Annotated in this window: 13 protein-coding genes and 1 pseudogene; all 14 read right to left on the bottom strand. The window is 64.9% G+C overall.

All coding sequences use genetic code 11. The annotated features are described in order from the left end of the window. Positions 1-1,187 (bottom strand): type VI secretion system baseplate subunit TssK (tssK, locus tag ACQKQA_RS27315; protein ID WP_427564298.1); only part of this gene is annotated, 1,187 nt, incomplete at its 3' end. A gap of 2 nt (positions 1,188-1,189) precedes the next feature. Next, positions 1,190-1,690 carry a type VI secretion system lipoprotein TssJ gene (gene tssJ / locus ACQKQA_RS27310; protein ID WP_427564296.1) on the bottom strand — a complete coding sequence of 167 codons (501 nt, stop codon included), beginning with the start codon at positions 1,688-1,690 and terminating at the stop codon, positions 1,190-1,192. Positions 1,691-1,695: 5 nt separating this feature from the next. Continuing rightward, positions 1,696-2,889 carry a type VI secretion system-associated FHA domain protein TagH gene (gene tagH / locus ACQKQA_RS27305; protein ID WP_427564295.1) on the bottom strand — a complete coding sequence of 398 codons (1,194 nt, stop codon included), beginning with the start codon at positions 2,887-2,889 and terminating at the stop codon, positions 1,696-1,698. A gap of 17 nt (positions 2,890-2,906) precedes the next feature. Continuing rightward, on the bottom strand, positions 2,907-3,047 hold the full coding sequence (locus ACQKQA_RS27300) for a hypothetical protein (RefSeq protein ID WP_044465796.1): 141 nt from the start codon (positions 3,045-3,047) through the stop codon (positions 2,907-2,909). Between the two features lie 95 nt (positions 3,048-3,142). Next, positions 3,143-4,660, bottom strand: a complete 1,518-nt coding sequence (locus tag ACQKQA_RS27295; protein ID WP_427564292.1) for a sigma-54 interaction domain-containing protein — start codon at positions 4,658-4,660, stop codon at positions 3,143-3,145. Between the two features lie 10 nt (positions 4,661-4,670). Beyond that, positions 4,671-7,331 (bottom strand): type VI secretion system ATPase TssH, encoded by a 2,661-nt coding sequence (gene tssH, locus ACQKQA_RS27290; protein WP_427564290.1) that lies wholly within the window; start codon positions 7,329-7,331, stop codon positions 4,671-4,673. Between the two features lie 6 nt (positions 7,332-7,337). Beyond that, on the bottom strand, positions 7,338-8,345 hold the full coding sequence (gene tssG / locus ACQKQA_RS27285; protein WP_427564289.1) for a type VI secretion system baseplate subunit TssG: 1,008 nt from the start codon (positions 8,343-8,345) through the stop codon (positions 7,338-7,340). Beyond that, entirely contained in the window at positions 8,309-10,096 is a 1,788-nt protein-coding gene (gene tssF / locus ACQKQA_RS27280) for a type VI secretion system baseplate subunit TssF (protein ID WP_427564287.1), read from the bottom strand. Before tssF ends, tssG begins: the two co-directional genes overlap by 37 nt. Before the next feature lie 96 nt (positions 10,097-10,192). Next, positions 10,193-10,606: a hypothetical protein gene (locus ACQKQA_RS27275; RefSeq protein ID WP_427564285.1), complete on the bottom strand. Its 414-nt coding sequence runs from the start codon at positions 10,604-10,606 to the stop codon at positions 10,193-10,195. Between the two features lie 171 nt (positions 10,607-10,777). Further along, the gene (locus ACQKQA_RS27270; protein ID WP_427564283.1) at positions 10,778-11,161 is read right to left on the bottom strand and encodes a hypothetical protein; all 384 of its coding nucleotides are present in this window, start codon (positions 11,159-11,161) and stop codon (positions 10,778-10,780) included. Positions 11,162-12,310: 1,149 nt separating this feature from the next. After that, positions 12,311-12,605: pseudogene (locus ACQKQA_RS27265) on the bottom strand (PAAR domain-containing protein); the annotation flags it as partial. A 15-nt stretch (positions 12,606-12,620) separates the two neighbouring features. Beyond that, positions 12,621-13,028, bottom strand: a complete 408-nt coding sequence (gene tssE, locus ACQKQA_RS27260) for a type VI secretion system baseplate subunit TssE (RefSeq protein WP_427564281.1) — start codon at positions 13,026-13,028, stop codon at positions 12,621-12,623. Between the two features lie 14 nt (positions 13,029-13,042). After that, positions 13,043-14,515, bottom strand: coding sequence for a type VI secretion system contractile sheath large subunit (tssC, locus tag ACQKQA_RS27255; protein ID WP_427564279.1), 1,473 nt, complete (start codon positions 14,513-14,515; stop codon positions 13,043-13,045). Between the two features lie 28 nt (positions 14,516-14,543). Next, complete coding sequence (gene tssB / locus ACQKQA_RS27250) at positions 14,544-15,047, bottom strand: type VI secretion system contractile sheath small subunit (protein ID WP_427564277.1); 504 nt, start codon at positions 15,045-15,047, stop codon at positions 14,544-14,546. Positions 15,048-15,142: the final 95 nt, after the last annotated feature.

Here is a 15,142-nt window from a genome sequence, read left to right as displayed (position 1 = left end):
CTGGCCGACGAGGTCACCCGCACCTGCGAGCGGGTCGACCCAGGCAGGTGCAGGTTGACCAGCTGGCGAATGCGCTCCACCGGCCCGACCTTGAGGTGCGCCGGCAAGCGGTGGCGCAGTTCTTCGGAGTCGCAGTTGGCGCTGGCGGCCAGGACGAACGAGGCCGAACCCAGCAGCTTGTGGTCGTGCAACGGCGACACGATGATCCCGTACTGGCGCGCCTGCAGCACCAGCTCGATGGCGTGCTGTTCGAGCACCATCGACAGCACCTGGCGGATCGCGTCCATCAGCTTGCGGAAGCTCGCGCCCTGGTCGCTGTGCTGGTAACGGCTGTCCAGGCGCGGCCGCTTGCTGTCGCTGGGGAAGGTCGCCAGATCGCCGAGCATGGTCAGCAGCGTGCGGTACAGCTCTTCCGGGTGCACCTGCTCCAGGCCCAGGTAGTGGCGCAGCACCAGCTCGGTACGGTTGATCAGTTGCAGCATCATGAAGTCGCCGACTTCGGCGCCGCCGACCTTGCCGTTGGAGCGGATCCGGTCGGCGATGGTGTCGCCCCGGTGGCTGAGCATGCTGATCACTTCCTTCAGGCACGACAGCAGGTAGCTCGAGGCGTGGGCATGGATGAAGGTCGGCACGAAGTCCGGGTCGAGGCTGATCACCCCGTCGGGCGTGGTGTCGAGGACTTCGCAGAGCTTGAGCTTCACATAGGCCTGGTCGCTCTGTTGCTCGCCGAGCAGCAAGCGGAAGTCCGGCCGCGCGCAGCTGACCTGGCTGCTGGAATCGTCGCCGGCGTTGGAGTCGGCCACTTCCGCCTCGTAGGCGGTGTAGCGCGCCAGCACGTCGGACTGCTCCGGACGGCGCGACTCGATGTGGTTGCCGGTCACCAGCGGCAAGGCCAGGTAGACCGGGGTATTGCCGGTGTTCGGCGGTACGTCCAGGGCCAGCGGCTCGGTGTTGCCGCCCAGCTCGAACAGGCTGCCGTCGGGCAGGATGCCGGAGGCCTGGCTGATCACCAGCTTGCCCATGTTGAGGAACTGCAGGTCGATCTCCAGCCCCAGGAACCCCCAGCAGTAGCTGCCCAGCAACTGGGTGCGGGTCTTCATCTGGTAGTCGTAGTAACGATCGTTGTGCTGGAAGTGCTGCGGGCGCAGCAACATGCCTTCCTGCCAAATGACTTTATGCACGTTCATGATTACTTGTCCGCCTTGGCGAGCGTTGCGTTGCTGGTGCGGATACCCGCCTGGTCGAGGGTCAGATCGGCTTCGGTCAGCTCCACCGGAGTGAGCTGGACCACATAGCGCCACTGGGCCTCGGAGATATCGCGGTAGGCCGCCAGCACGCCGACGTAGCGGCTGCCTTCTTCGACGCTGAGCTTGAGTTCCACGGTTTCACCCGGGCGCAGTTCCAGCTCTTCGCTGGCCACCAGATCCGGCGCCAGGGATTCCTTGGCGCGCTCGTAGAGGCTGAAGAAATCGGCGTTCTCGAAAGCCACCGGATGCTTGAGTTCGATCAGGCGCACCACGATCGGCGACGGCCGTCCGTTGAGGTCCGGGTTGAGCTGGTCGCTGGCGGTCAGCTTGAGGTTGAGCTTGGTCAGGGTCGAATACGGCGACAGCGTCGAGCAGCCAGCCAGCAACGCCAGGGCGGTCAGCGCGGCCAGCATCTTGAATAACAGGGTCGAGCAGCGAGACATGCGCATCATCCTTGGTGTTCGGTGTGAAGGGTGGAGATCAGACGGATCTGTTCTTCGTAGGCCTGGGCGAAGTCGCGGGCCAGCAGGCGTTCGCTCCAGTCATCGTCCTGACGCAGGGCCTGGTGGTAGCGGTTGTAAGCCCTCCAGCGGCTGCCGGAGGTGGCCAGCAACGGCTTGTTGTCGCGCTCGAAACGCAGGGTCAACTGCTGCGGCGAGAAATGCTCCAGGGTGCCGCGCACGGCGGCGCGGCTGGCGGTCAGCAGCGCCACCTGGTGCGCCTGCAGATCGCGGAAGGCGCGGGACACCGCCTGCTCGGCCGGCAGTTGGCCGGGCTTGTGGCCCTGCAGCAGGATGTCCAGCGCTTCGCTGGCGTCCACGGCGAACTTGAGCGGGTTCTTGCTGCCGCCCTGGGCGGTGGTCTGGGCCAGGCGCAGTTCGTTCTTCAGCTCGCTGCGGGTGCGCAGGCTCTGCTGCAGGCCGCCGATGCTTTGCTTGAGCAGACGCGCGGCATTGATCGCCAGGGCCTCGCGGCTGTCGTGATCGAGGCCCTTGAGGTCCACCCCCAGCGCCGCGCCGAAATGCTCCCAGAAGCCTTCGCGCTGGCGCTCCACCGGGGCCGGCTCGACAGGGGCCGGCGCCTCGGGCTGCGCCACCAGTTCCGGCACCAGCAGGCTTTCCATATCGATGCGCGCGTAGTCCGCGCGCTGGCGAGGCTCCTGGCGCGGCGCGTTGAGCGCGGTCAGCTCGTCGATTTCCGAGTACACCCGCTCCTGCTGCTCCAGCGCGTTGAGCGGGTCGAGGTCGAGGAACGCGTCATCGGGAATGATGCTGCCGGCGGCCTGCGGACGCCCGACTTCGGCGTCGAAGGTCGCCGGATCGCGCACCAGGCGCGCACGGATCTCGAAATCCCCCAGGACATAGACGCTGCCGTGCTCGATGCGCTGCGGCTCGCCCTTGCGCAGGCGGGCGCCGCTGTCGCTGGCCTGGATCCCGTTGCTGCTGGTGTCGGTGAGGAAAAACACCCCGTCGCGGTAGCTGACGATCGCGTGGTGATTGGACAGGTGGCGCTTGCGATCCGGAATGATCCAGTCGCAATCCTCGCCCCGCCCGATCACGCCGCCGGCCTGCTTGAAGGTTTTGCTGCTCAACTCCGTGGGCACGAACTGCTTGGTGTTCAGCATTTCGAAAACCAGTTCCATGATGATGCTCCTTGCGGTCACTTGCCGCGATTGACCGCCTGCGGATCACCCAATGGGCGATAGGTGTTGTCGTTGAATTTGTAGTTGCCGCTACAGCCGCCGAGGCCGCTGAGAACGACCAGAGCCAGCAGGACGGCTTGCCAGTGACGAACAGACATCAGAGGGTCTCCATGGGTAGACAATGCACAAAGCGCCGACCCTGGCGGGCGGCGCTGCGAGAAACGAAACAGGCGTTGGGGGAAGTCATGCCGCGCTAACCCTCGAAGTCGCCGAGATTGATATTCAGGCGCCCCAGCCGATACAGCAGCGTGCGCCTGGGCAACCCCAGTTCGCGGGCCGCCAGGGTCTGGTTGCCGTCGTTCTTGCGCAGGCAATCGAGCAGCAGATGGCGCTCGACTTTCTCCAGGCGCTCGCGCAGGTTCAGCCCGGGTTCCTCCGGCAGCGTTTCGCTGCTCAGGGAGAAATGCTCGGCCAGCAGCTCGCCGCCTTCGCACAGCAGCACCGCGCGCTCCACCAGGCCCTTGAGCTCGCGCACGTTGCCCGGGAAGGTGTAGCCCGACAGGTGATTGAGGGCGGTGTCCGACCAGCTCACCGGGTCGCGCTGCAGGAAAGCGCAGGCCTTGTCGGCGAAGTGCCGGGCCAGGTCGAGGATGTCGCCTTCGCGCTGGCGCAGGGCCGGCAACTCGATGGGGAACTGCGCCAGGCGGTAGTACAGGTCCTCGCGGAACTTGCCTTCGCTGACCAGCACCGCCAGGTCGCGGTGGGTCGCGGCGATGATCCGCACGTCGATCTTGTGGGTGTCGTTGGAGCCCAGCGGACGGATCTCGCCTTCCTGCAACACGCGCAACAGCTTGGCCTGCAGGGACAACGGCATGTCGCCGATTTCATCCAGCAGCAGAGTGCCGCCGTTGGCCGCGTCGAACAGCCCCGGACGGTCGCGGTCGGCCCCGGTGAAGGCGCCCTTGCGGTAGCCGAACAGCTCACTCTCCAGCAGGTTCTCCGGGAACGCCGCGCAGTTCTGCACGATGAACGCCTGGGAGCGCCGCGGGCCGTAATCGTGGATGGCCCGCGCCACCACTTCCTTGCCGGTGCCGGTCTCGCCGCGCAGCAATACGGTGTAGGGGCTGTGCAGCACCTTGCTGATCAACTGGTAGGTCTGGCGCATGGCCGCGCTATTGCCGATCAACCCGTAGCCGCTGGCGCTGACCGGCGGGCTGGCCACGGGCGCTGTCTCGCCCACCGGCCGACGCAGGCGTTGCAGCAGATGCAGTTGCCCGAGCACGAACGACCCCAGCTGGCCCATGGAATCGGCAAAGACCTGCAGGTCGACATGCTCGCGGCTGGCGCACAGCAGCAGGCCCTCTACAGCCTTTTGCGTATTCACCAGCGGCACGCACAACAGCGATTGCCAGGGCGTGTCCCGGGCCGGCAGGAAACTGGTTTCGTGCAGGCTGCCGCTCAAGCCCACCAGGCTCACCACGCGGTTCTGGCACAGGGCGAACTGCAGCAATTGCTCACCGTTGTAGTCCGCCGGCAGGCTCGCCGCTTCCCGCGGTTGCAGGATGCCGCCCAGGCATTCGGCGCTCAGGCCCAGCCGGGTATGGGTGGCATCCAGCAGGTACAGCTGGCTCAGCTCGCAGCCGCTGAGCTCCGCCACGCCGCGCACGAAATCCGCCAGCAGCGTGGTGCCGTCGGCCGCCCGAGACAGGCTGGCGAACTGCGCCAGCAGGGCCTCGGCGTAGATCAGCGGTTGCGGTACACGAGTGAACATCACACCCACCTCAGGCGAACTCGCAGGTCACGCCGCCGCTGCTGTCGAGCGTCGCGTGCACGCGCTTGAGGTTCTCGCCGCTGGCCATGGCGTCCAGCAGGCGGTCGGCCACCAACGGCAGCACATGCAGATCGAGCAGATGGTCGATCAGGCGCGCGCCGCTTTCGCTCTGGGTGCAGCGTTCGGCCAGGTGATCCACCAGGTTCTGGCAGTGGCTGAACTCCAGCTGACGGCGGTTCAGGCGCTCGCCCAAACGGCCCAGCTTGATTTCGATCAGCTCGCGCAGCACCGGGCCACCCACCGGGTAGTACGGCACCACGCGCATGCGCGCCAGCAGCGCCGGCTTGAAGTGCTTGCTCAGGACTGGGCGGATGGTTTCTTCCAGGGTCTCGGCACTCGGGCGCTCGCCGTTCTCGCACAGGGCGGCGATGCGGTCGCTGGCCAGGTTCGAGGTCATCAGGATCAGGGTGTTGCGGAAGTCGATCTCGCGCCCTTCGCCGTCGTTGGCCACGCCCTTGTCGAAGATCTGATAGAACAGGTTGAGCACGTCCGGATCGGCCTTCTCCACCTCATCGAGCAGCACCACCGAATACGGCTTCTGCCGCACCGCCTCGGTGAGCATGCCGCCCTCGCCGTAGCCGACGTAGCCGGGCGGCGCGCCGATCAGGCGCGACACCGTGTGCTTCTCCTGGAACTCGGACATGTTGATGGTGGTGATGAAGCGATCGCCGCCGTACAGCAGGTCGGCCAGGGCCAGGGCGGTCTCGGTCTTGCCGACGCCGCTCGGGCCCACCAGCAGGAACACGCCCACCGGAGCATCCGGCTTGTTCAGGCCGGCGGCGGTGGCGCGCATCGAGCGGTCCAGGGCGTGCACCGCCTGTTCCTGGCCACGGATCCGCGCCCGCAGGTCGGTGGCGAAGCTCGCCACCTTGGCGTTGTGCTCACGGGCCAGCTGCGCCAGCGGCACGCCGGTCCAGGCGCTGATCACTTCGGCCACCAGGCGCGGGCAGACTTCGAAGCTGACCAGGCGCTCCTTGGCTTGCGCGGCGGTCAGGGCGCTGTGGGTCTGGTTCAGTTCGGCTTCCAGCGCTTCGACGCTCTGGCCTTCCTCGACTTCGGCGGCGAGGGTTTCGATCACTGTACCTTCGGCGTCTTCCTCGACGCTGATCACCGGCTCGACTGCCGCGGCTTCCCGGGCCTTGGCCAGTTGCTGACGCAGCTGCAGCAGGCGCTCGGCCAACTGCTTCTGCTCGGTCCACAGGGTTTCCAGGGCGACCTTTTCGCTTTCGGCTTCGTCCAGGCGGGCTTCGAGGACTTCCAGCGCCTCCTGGTCGATCGCCAGGCCGGCTTCGGCGTCGCGCCGCAGCGCCTGGCGCTGGCGGCCGCCCTCGGCCAGTTCACCCCGCAGGCGCTCCAGGCTTTCCGGCGCCGCCGCCAGGCTGATGCGCACCCGGGCACAGGCGGTATCGAGCACGTCCACCGCCTTGTCCGGCAGTTGGCGGCCGGCCAGGTAGCGGGCCGAAAGTTCGGCCGCGGCCACTACTGCGTCGTCGCGCAGGTAGATGCCGTGGCTCTTCTCGTAGACCTGGGCCAGGCCCCGCAGGATGGTCACCGCCTCGCCGACGGTCGGCTCGTGCAATTGCACCGGCTGGAAGCGCCGGGCCAGGGCCGGGTCTTTTTCGAAGTACTTCTTGTACTCGGCCCAGGTGGTGGCGGCGATGGTGCGCAGCTCGCCCCGGGCCAGGGCCGGCTTGAGCAGGTTGGCCGCGTCGGAACCACCGGCGTTGCCACCGGCGCCGATCAGGGTGTGGGCTTCGTCGATGAACAGGATGATCGGCTTGGGCGAGGCCTTGACCTCGTCGATCACGCCCTTGAGGCGGCGCTCGAACTCACCCTTGACGCTGGCGCCGGCCTGCAACAGGCCCATGTCCAGCGCCAGCAGCTCGACGCCCTTGAGCACCTGCGGCACTTCCCCGGCGGCAATGCGCGAGGCCAGGCCTTCGACCACGGCGGTTTTACCGACGCCGGCCTCGCCGACCACGATCGGGTTGTTCTTGCGGCGCCGGGCGAGGATGTCGACCATCTGGCGGATCGCGCCGTCGCGGCACAGCACCGGGTCGAGCTTGCCCTCGCGGGCCTGCTGGGTCAGGTTGTGGGTGAAGCGCTGCAACAGCGATTCGCCGGGCGCCGCAGGCTTGCCGCTGGCCGGTTCTTCCTTCTGCGACAGGGCGAAACCCTTCAACCGCTCGATGTTGAGCTTGGCCAGCAGCGGCTGGTAACGGCTCCCGGCATAACGCATCGGGTTGCGCAGCAGCGCGAGGATCAGCGCCGCCTGCTCGACCTGGCTCTGGCCCAGTTCGAGGTTGGCCACCAGCAGGGCGTCCTGCAGCCATTGCACCAGCTCCGGGGCGAACACCGGGTTGCGCGAGGCGCTGTGCTCGACCCGCGACTGCAGGGCCGCGCTCAGTTCGCCGGCATCCACTTCGGCATCCTGCAAGGCGCGCGCGAGCAGGCCCTGTGGGCGCTCCAGCAGGCCCAGCAGCAGGTCTTCGACCAGGATCTTGCTGCCACCCCGGGCCACGCAGCGCTCGGCGGAGCTTTCCAGGTCGCGGCGGGTTTCGGCGTCCAGCGCCTGGATCAGTTGCTGCAGGTCTACGTTGATCATGATCATCTGTCCTTAATGAATTTTGCTGCCCAGGGTCACCACGCCGTCCGCGCGTTCGCGGCCGAGCCAACTGGTCCACCCGAGGCGACAGGCGTTCTGCTCACCGATGCGCAGTTCGCGGATTTCTTCCTGGCGCAGGACCAGGCGAATGTCATAGTCCAGCGGGTCACGCAGGGTGAACCGCACCAGCGCGCACAGCGGCTGGTAGCCGAAACCGATCGGCAGGAATTCGTGGAAGCGTTGCCAGTCCAGCTGGCGGATATGGATGCGGAACTTGCCGCTGCGGTCGCGCACCCGCTCGCCCAGCACCAGATCTTCGCCGAGCTGGCTGTTGGCGCGGCCCAGGCGGTTGCGCTGCTCTTCGAGAATCTCCACCCGGCGCTCGATGCACTGCTCGATCACCAGGTCCGCGTGCTTGAAGTAGTAACGCAGCACGGCCTCGATCAGCGCCGCCGAGTGGGCCCGCAGGCTGAGCAGGCCGAGGTACGGCAACAGGCGCTTCCAGTTCAGCTCCTGGGCCTGGCGAATGTCCTCGCCACCCAGGCCGATCAGGGCGAACAGCTGGGCGGAAAACGGGTCGAGGGCGCCGCTCTTGAAGCTGGCGCGGTAGCGGTACTTGCGCCAGATCGGCAGCATCAGCCGCTGCAGGCGATGGTGGAACAGGTCGAGGAAGTTGCGGGTCGGGTTGCCGTCTTCGCTGTCGCCCAGGGCCTGCTCGCCGTAGAACGCCGGCAGCGGCGAGGCGGAGCCGAACAGCCCGATCAGGTTGAAGCGCAGGCGCGCGCGCAGCTGCCCGTGCTCTTCGAAAAACTCCACGCGATCGACATCGCTGCCGGGGAAACCCAGGCTCGGATTGGCCTGGAATTCCAGCTGGTCGTAGAGATCCTCGTCGCTCAGGCCCGGATGGGAGTCGCGCAGCCGGTCCACCACCAGCAGCACGGCCTGAAACAGCGAGTACTCGCGGATGCCCCGGGTCAGCCCGCTTAAAGCAGGGGCTGCAGACCCATACGTGGTGTCCATTGGTACACCTCTCCCTGTGTACTTTTTACCCGCAGCTCGTGGTACGAGTTGAGACTGGCGTAAAGAGCGAAAAACTCGTTGAGAACCGAGGCGAAGACGAACATGTCGCCTTCACCGATATAGCCTTCCGGATCGATGGTCAGCTCGGTGCGCAGGCCCCGCAGCGGCAAGCCCCGGTGCAGGCGGTCGACATGCTCGTGACGGATCGACTTGAGCCCGCCCAGCAGGCGCTTGCTGACCTTTTCCAGGTGCTGGTCGTAGTAGCGCGGCAGGTCGTAGGTCTCGAGGATCACCTTGAGCGCATCGACGTTGGCCAGCGACAGGTAGTTGAGCGACATGTTGCTGATCAGCTTCCACAGGAAGTCGCGATTCAGCGGCGGCGCGTAACTCGAGGTGGCCGGGGTGATATTGCGGAAGCTGAGGAATTCCGGGGTTTCCTCGCACGCCTGGTTGATCTCCCCCAGCTTGAGCCGGCGCGGCAGGTTCTGGTTGGTGCAGGTCAGCTCGATGGACAGGGTTTCATGGGCCTCGGTGTGACGGATGCCGAAGCTCAGGTAAGTGTCCAGGCCGTCGTGCAGCAGCGAGGAACGCTGGCGGATGCTGTAGTGCGGGCGGCTTTCCAGCACGTCGAAACTCGGGTCGTGCTCGAAGGATTCGAACGGCACGTACTCCTGGTAACCCAGGCCACCGGGCTTCCAGCCGGTCACCCCTTCCACCGCGAACACGCCGCAGTTTTCCAGGTCGTACTCGGCCGGCAGCAACAGGTACTCGTCCTGCTTGCCGTCGAGGCGGATCGGCAGGGCGTCGTGCTTGAACAGGTTGGCGATCGGCGTGCAGTACAGCTTCACGTTGTCCAGGGTCGGCCGCAGGCGCTGGATGCCGCTCTTGCGAATGTCGAAGCGCACTTCCAGGCCGTGCAGCTGCTTGAGGGTCTCTTCCGGCAGCGACTTGAGCAGATCGAGGCCGTTCAGGTCGACGAACAGGAACTTGTCCTGGAAGGCGAAATACTCCTGCAGGTAGCGATAGCCGCGGAAGGTGTTCAGCGGATACGGGATCAACGCTTCTTCTTCGGCAAAGCCCACCGGCTGCACGCGATTGCCCGGCATCTTGAACGACATGGCGTTGCCATTGACGCCGGGGAACGGCTTGCCGTCCGCGCCCAGCGGCACCAGCTCGATGCCTTCGAGGTTGCGCAGCAGGCTCAGGTAGAGCATCTGGCTGATGTAGCGCTCGCCCGCCAGGTGCAGGCGCAGGCGGCTCAGGTTCAGCTCGCCGAGGTGGCCGTCGCAGCTCATCTCCAGACGCAGGCTGAGCAGCGCGCCGTCGCCCTTGACCGAGTAGTTCAGCGCCGTCAGGTCCAACGGCAGGACTTCGGTCGGGTAGCAGGTGCGGAAGCGGCAGCGCACGTCGTCGATGGGCTGGCTCTCCACCGGCGTGTCGCGCGGCACGCGCAGGGCCGGCCCGGACTGCTTCAGCGGGTCGAACTGCAGAATGCTGAACGCCGGCAGCGGCCGCATGTAGTTCGGCCACAACAGATGCATCAGCGAGTGGCTCAGCTCCGGCAGCTCGTCGTCGAGCTTCTGCCGCAGGCGACCGGTGAGGAAGGCGAAGCCTTCGAGCAGGCGCTCCACGTCCGGGTCCCGCCCGGCCTGGCCGAGAAACGGCGCCAGGGCCGGACTACGCTCGGCGAAACGGCGACCCAGCTGGCGCAGCGCGGTGAGTTCGCTTTGGTAGTAGTGGTTAAAGGACACGGGTTACCTGCCTGGTAGTGAATCTCATGAATAAACCGTCCTGGAGGGCGCAACCTTCAGCCCGGAAACCGCGTCGCCCACGATGAGCACCCATGATTAGCGGCCCCCCGCTTTTTCAGGCGTGATCGCCACGCTGGTCCATAGATGCAGCGCCTCGCCATCGAACCCGCCGATGGCTTGGGCACTCAGCGGAAAGCCCTCTTGGGTGCCATAGCGGACCCAGCCTTCGGTCCAGATGTCGCCATTCTCGTGCCGGATCTCGACGTAATAATCCGGCGCCTCGGCCTTCGCGATCTCGACGAACACGCCACCATCCTCGGCGCCGACCCACAGGGCATTGGGGTGAGCGAACAGTTTGGGCGGGGTATCCCGCTGCCAGGTAAACAGCAGCGCAAACAGCACCAGCAGCGCCAGCAAGCCGACTGAGCAAAGGAATGCGTTGAGGAGCCGCCACACCCTTTGCCACATCGAAGGCGCGGCGATGGCTACCGGCCCGTTAGAAAGTTCCACGGAGCACCCACTGGTTGCAGCGATACGGCGCAGCCTCTTTTTCCACGCACCGACCCTGCTTACGCAGTGCAGCAAACTCGCCTGGGTCGTACTGGTTGAAGGACACGTCTGTTTACCTGTTTATGTTTTTTGAAAGCGTTTCAGCGTCAGGGCACTCAACAACCGCACGTGTCACGGACAGACAGAGCGGTCATCGATCGTCCATTCGCGCTGAGTGCCTTCACTGACCTTTTCCACACCGCTCAGGCGCTGTTTCAACTGAGCGCCGTCAATGGTCTGGCTGCCCGCGGCATCGCTGATCGTCAGCCGATAGTTGGCGGGGATCTGCTCGATCACGTCTTCGCCATAAGAGGCAAAGCTCGCCACCAGTGCGCGGGAGCCGGGCACGGAAGTCAGCGTGCGCTCCAGCGAATGCATGTTGGAGCTGTTGATCACCTTCATCTGCAAGGGCTGGCCGCAACGGTTCGCGACATACACATGGTTGTTGTAGACCTGTTGCGCCGCGCAACCGCTCAAGGACACCAACAGCAGGAGCAAGCCGGCGAACTTAGTCATCGAATTCGATCCTCGCCAGCCAGAGCAGGCTTTTCACATCCTGTTCGGAGGCCGCCATACGCTTCTGCAAATCGGGAGCGGACTGGGTGTAGCTGCTGAAGTAATGCATGACGTCCACCTCACCCGTGCTTGGCGTCGGGTGGTTTTCCTTGGGGTTCTGCATCAGGGTGGACGTGTCTTTGTGCGTCCAGGAGTAGTTTGGAATCAGGCCGCCGCCGTATTCGTTCAGGATCAGATGCCCGAACTCGTGGGCGGACGTTTCCTTGAATTCTTCCTCGGCATAGGTGACGGCAACCGAAGCCGGCAACTGTTGGCGTTTGACGATCTGGTCATGGGCATAACCGGCGTTGTGGTAGACCTTCCTGGCGATCGCCAGGCTGGTGGAACGGCCGAAGTCCGCCGACAAGGAATCGATCAGCGGGAAATTACCGGCTTTAGGCGCGGTATTGACGTCCGCCTTGACGGTGACCTTGTACAGCCCCTTGCTGGTGGTGATGCCCTCGGCGATACCACCGCCGCGCGAGCCGTTGCGCGACCAGTAACGCTCGATACCTTCCTTGGCCCACCCCAGCAGGGTGCTGTAAGGCGTCGCCGCCAAGCCCCGCGTCGAACCGCTGCTGCCGCCGTCCGAGAAGCTCGGCCGCAGCGTGACCTCAACCGTCTTGGCGTTGCGATCGACGCGCACGTCGACCCACTTCACCTCTTCGGCCGAGCATTCGAGCGGCACTTCGGTGACCTGCTGCCTGGCGCCCTGGGTCGCGGTCAGGCGTATCTTGAGGTTCGGGCTTTTCAGGAGCCGGGTGTCGAGGATGCCCGCGGTGTCGTAACCGTCCCATTGCCACGGGTGTTCGCCGCTGGGCAGGAATGCAGCGGTATTGGTTTCGGTGTAGATCGGCTTTTCGCCGTCCAGCACTTCCAGTTTTACGGTGTCGGCAGCGGCCTGGCGGTTTTCGATGACGAAATCGATCAGCTCGCGGTTTTTCGAGGCGCCGCTTTTCAGTTCGTCGAAATCCGGCACCTCCAGCGGCGTCAGGATGGCGTTGCCTCCGGACTTCAGCTTCACGCGGTAATCGAGCTTCTTCTCGGCGGCGGCAGCCTCTGGGACGAGCGCTGCGACCACTGCGTTCAGGGCGAGCGCGGCAACGCCGGAGAACGGCGCCGGCGAATGGGAGTTGCCGATAATCACCGTCCCCGAACCGGCCGTGACCGTGTTGCCGTGAGTGCCCACCGAGCCGACGGTCGCCGCCGCCTTACCGTTGATCAGCACAGTGGTCGCCAGGCCGCCGGACATCGCTCCGCCACAGGCCGAGGCATCGCCCTGGCGGGCGGCGGGCAGGCCGTCGAAGAGCACGTCGCCGGAGCCGGCGGCGATCGGGTTGGTGGCGTGGCCGGGGAGCGGGCAGGCGGTGGGGTCGCTGACGCGTGCTGCGGGTTTACCTGACATCGTCGTTTCCTTCGCTTAACTGACCTTGACCTGTCCGCTGCCATCCAGGCGCGCGGAAAAACTGACCTGACGCTTGAACCCGTCCACCTCAAGCAGGCCTTCGATGTTGAAAGCCAGCTTGAGCTGATCGTGATCACGGGGCAGGGAAACGACACGCACATTGCTCAGACGCGGCTCGTAGGCTTCGATGAAGCTCTCGATGGCCAGGCGGGCCTGGCTCAGGGCGTCGTGCAGACTCAGGCGCATGTCGTTGAGATCGGGCAGCCCGTAATCGGACAGCGTCTGCACGCTGCCCGCACGGGTGCTGAGCATCTTGCCCAGATGGGCAGCCACCGACGCCATGGCGGAAACCTCGCGGCTCCAGCCGGCACGTTTGTCGGCCTCGCCACTCAGGCGTTCGAAAAGGCTGCCGTATCCGGTCATGACCTAGCTCCTGGTTACTCTTTGTCCAGCTTGCCAACCAGCGACAGGGTGAAATCGGCACCCATGTACTTGAAGTGCGGGCGCACGTTCAGGCTGACGCGGTACCAGCCCGGCTCACCTTCCACATCGCTGACGATGATCTGCGCGGCGCGCAGCGGACGACGGCCGCGGACTTCGGCGCTTGGGTTTTCCTGGTCGGCCACGTACTGGCGGATCCACTTGTTGAGTTCCAGCTCGAGGTCGGTACGTTCTTTCCACGAACCGAGTTGCTCGCGCTGCAGCACCTTCAGGTAGTGCGCCAGGCGGTTGACGATCATCATGTACGGCAGCTGGGTGCCGAGCTTGTAGTTCAGTTCCGCGGCCTTGCCTTCGGCGCTGATGCCGAAGAACTTCGGCTTCTGCACCGAGCTTGCGGAGAAGAACGCCGCGTTGTCGCTGCCTTTGCGCATGGTCAGGGAGATGAAACCTTCCTCGGCCAGTTCGTATTCACGACGGTCGCTGACCAGGACTTCGGTAGGAATCTTAGTTTCGATCTCGCCCATGCTTTCGAAGTGGTGCAGCGGCAGGTCTTCTACCGCGCCACCGCTCTGCGGGCCGATGATGTTCGGGCACCAGCGGAACTTGGCAAAACTGTCGGTCAGCTTGGTACCGAAGGCATACGCGGTGTTGCCCCACAGGTAGTGCTCGTGGCTGTTGGCCACAGTTTCCTTGTAGACGAAGGACTTGACCGGGTTCTCTTCCGGATCGTACGGGTTGCGCAGCAGGAAGCGCGGTACGGTCAGGCCGATGTAACGGGAGTCTTCCGACTGGCGGAAGCTCTGCCATTTGGCGAACTGCGGGCCTTCGAAGTGATCTTTCAGATCCTTCAGGTCCGGCAGGCCGGTGAAACTTTCCAGGCCGAAGAACTTCGGACCGGCCGCGGCGATGAACGGCGCGTGGGACATGCAGGCAACGCTGGACACGTACTGCATCAGCTTCACGTCAGGCGAGCTTGGCGACATGAAGTAGTTGGCGATGATCGCGCCCACCGGCTGGCCACCGAACTGGCCGTATTCGGCGGTGTAGATGTGCTTGTACAGGCCAGCCTGCATCACTTCCGGCGAATCTTCGAAGTCGTCCAGCAGGTCCTGCTTGGAGACGTTGAGGATTTCGATCTTGATGTTTTCGCGGAAGTTGGTGCGGTCGACCAGCAGTTGCAGGCCGCGCCAGGCCGATTCCAGGGACTGGAAGTCCGGGTGGTGGAGGATCTCGTCCATCTGGCGGCTGAGCTTGGCATCGATCTCGGCGATCATGCGGTCAACCATGGCCTTCTTCACCGGCTCGCCGTTGTTCTGCGGCTTGAGCAGTTCCTCGATGAAGGCCGACACACCGCGCTTGGCAATGTCGTAGGCTTCGTCGTCCGGCGTCAGGCGGGTTTCGGCGATGATGCTGTCGAGAATGCTGTATTCGCCGTCGTTGCTTTTCTGTTGTGCTGCACTGGTGCTCATAGGGTTGGCTTCCTTGACTGATGGGGACTCAGGCTTCCGGGGCTGCGGCGTTCAGGCCCAGCTCACCGAGTACGCGACCGCGCGATTCGTCGTCGGCGAGTACGCCTTCGATGGCTTTGCGGAATGCCGGGGCGTTACCCAGCGGACCCTTGAGGGCCACCAGCGCGTCGCGCAGTTCCATCAGTTTCTTCAGCTCGGGCACTTGCTCGACCAGGCTGGCCGGGTTGAAGTCCTTCATCGAGTTGACGCGCAGCTTGACCGCCAGCTCTTCGGTGTCGCTCTCTTCCTGAAGACGGTTGGGCACGCTCAGCGTCAGGCTCAGCTCCTGCTTGGCCAGCACTTCGTCGAACGTCATTTTGTCGATGCTGATCGGCTTGCGGTCTTCCACTTTGCGCTCGTCCACGCGCTGGGTGTAATCACCGATTGCCAGTAGCTTCAACGGCAGTTCAATCTCTTCCTGAGCACCGCCGGTGGCGGGTTTGAAGGTGACGTTGATGCGTTCCTTGGGGGCTACCGAGCCTTCTTTGGCCATGGCTTTTCTCCTTGCGGTTGTGGCCCTGGGGCTTTTCACTGTATTGCAGGTACTGCTCGGGGTTCACCGCGCAGAGCCCGGGCTTGAGCTTCTGC

It is taken from the genome of Pseudomonas sp. NPDC089530 (assembly GCF_050280705.1).
GTDB lineage: Bacteria > Pseudomonadota > Gammaproteobacteria > Pseudomonadales > Pseudomonadaceae > Aquipseudomonas.
The sequence above is the reverse complement of the archived record's forward strand: the minus strand, read 5'-3'. Positions and strand labels throughout refer to the sequence as shown.

Coding starts and splice junctions, on each gene's coding strand:
- tssJ (WP_427564296.1), bottom strand. CDS start 1,690: ATGTCTCGCTGCTCGACCCTGTTATTCAAGATGCTGGCCGCGCTGACC.
- tagH (WP_427564295.1), bottom strand. CDS start 2,889: ATGGAACTGGTTTTCGAAATGCTGAACACCAAGCAGTTCGTGCCCACG.
- ACQKQA_RS27300 (WP_044465796.1), bottom strand. CDS start 3,047: ATGTCTGTTCGTCACTGGCAAGCCGTCCTGCTGGCTCTGGTCGTTCTC.
- ACQKQA_RS27295 (WP_427564292.1), bottom strand. CDS start 4,660: ATGTTCACTCGTGTACCGCAACCGCTGATCTACGCCGAGGCCCTGCTG.
- tssH (WP_427564290.1), bottom strand. CDS start 7,331: ATGATCATGATCAACGTAGACCTGCAGCAACTGATCCAGGCGCTGGAC.
- tssG (WP_427564289.1), bottom strand. CDS start 8,345: ATGGACACCACGTATGGGTCTGCAGCCCCTGCTTTAAGCGGGCTGACC.
- ACQKQA_RS27270 (WP_427564283.1), bottom strand. CDS start 11,161: ATGACTAAGTTCGCCGGCTTGCTCCTGCTGTTGGTGTCCTTGAGCGGT.
- tssE (WP_427564281.1), bottom strand. CDS start 13,028: ATGACCGGATACGGCAGCCTTTTCGAACGCCTGAGTGGCGAGGCCGAC.
- tssC (WP_427564279.1), bottom strand. CDS start 14,515: ATGAGCACCAGTGCAGCACAACAGAAAAGCAACGACGGCGAATACAGC.
- tssB (WP_427564277.1), bottom strand. CDS start 15,047: ATGGCCAAAGAAGGCTCGGTAGCCCCCAAGGAACGCATCAACGTCACC.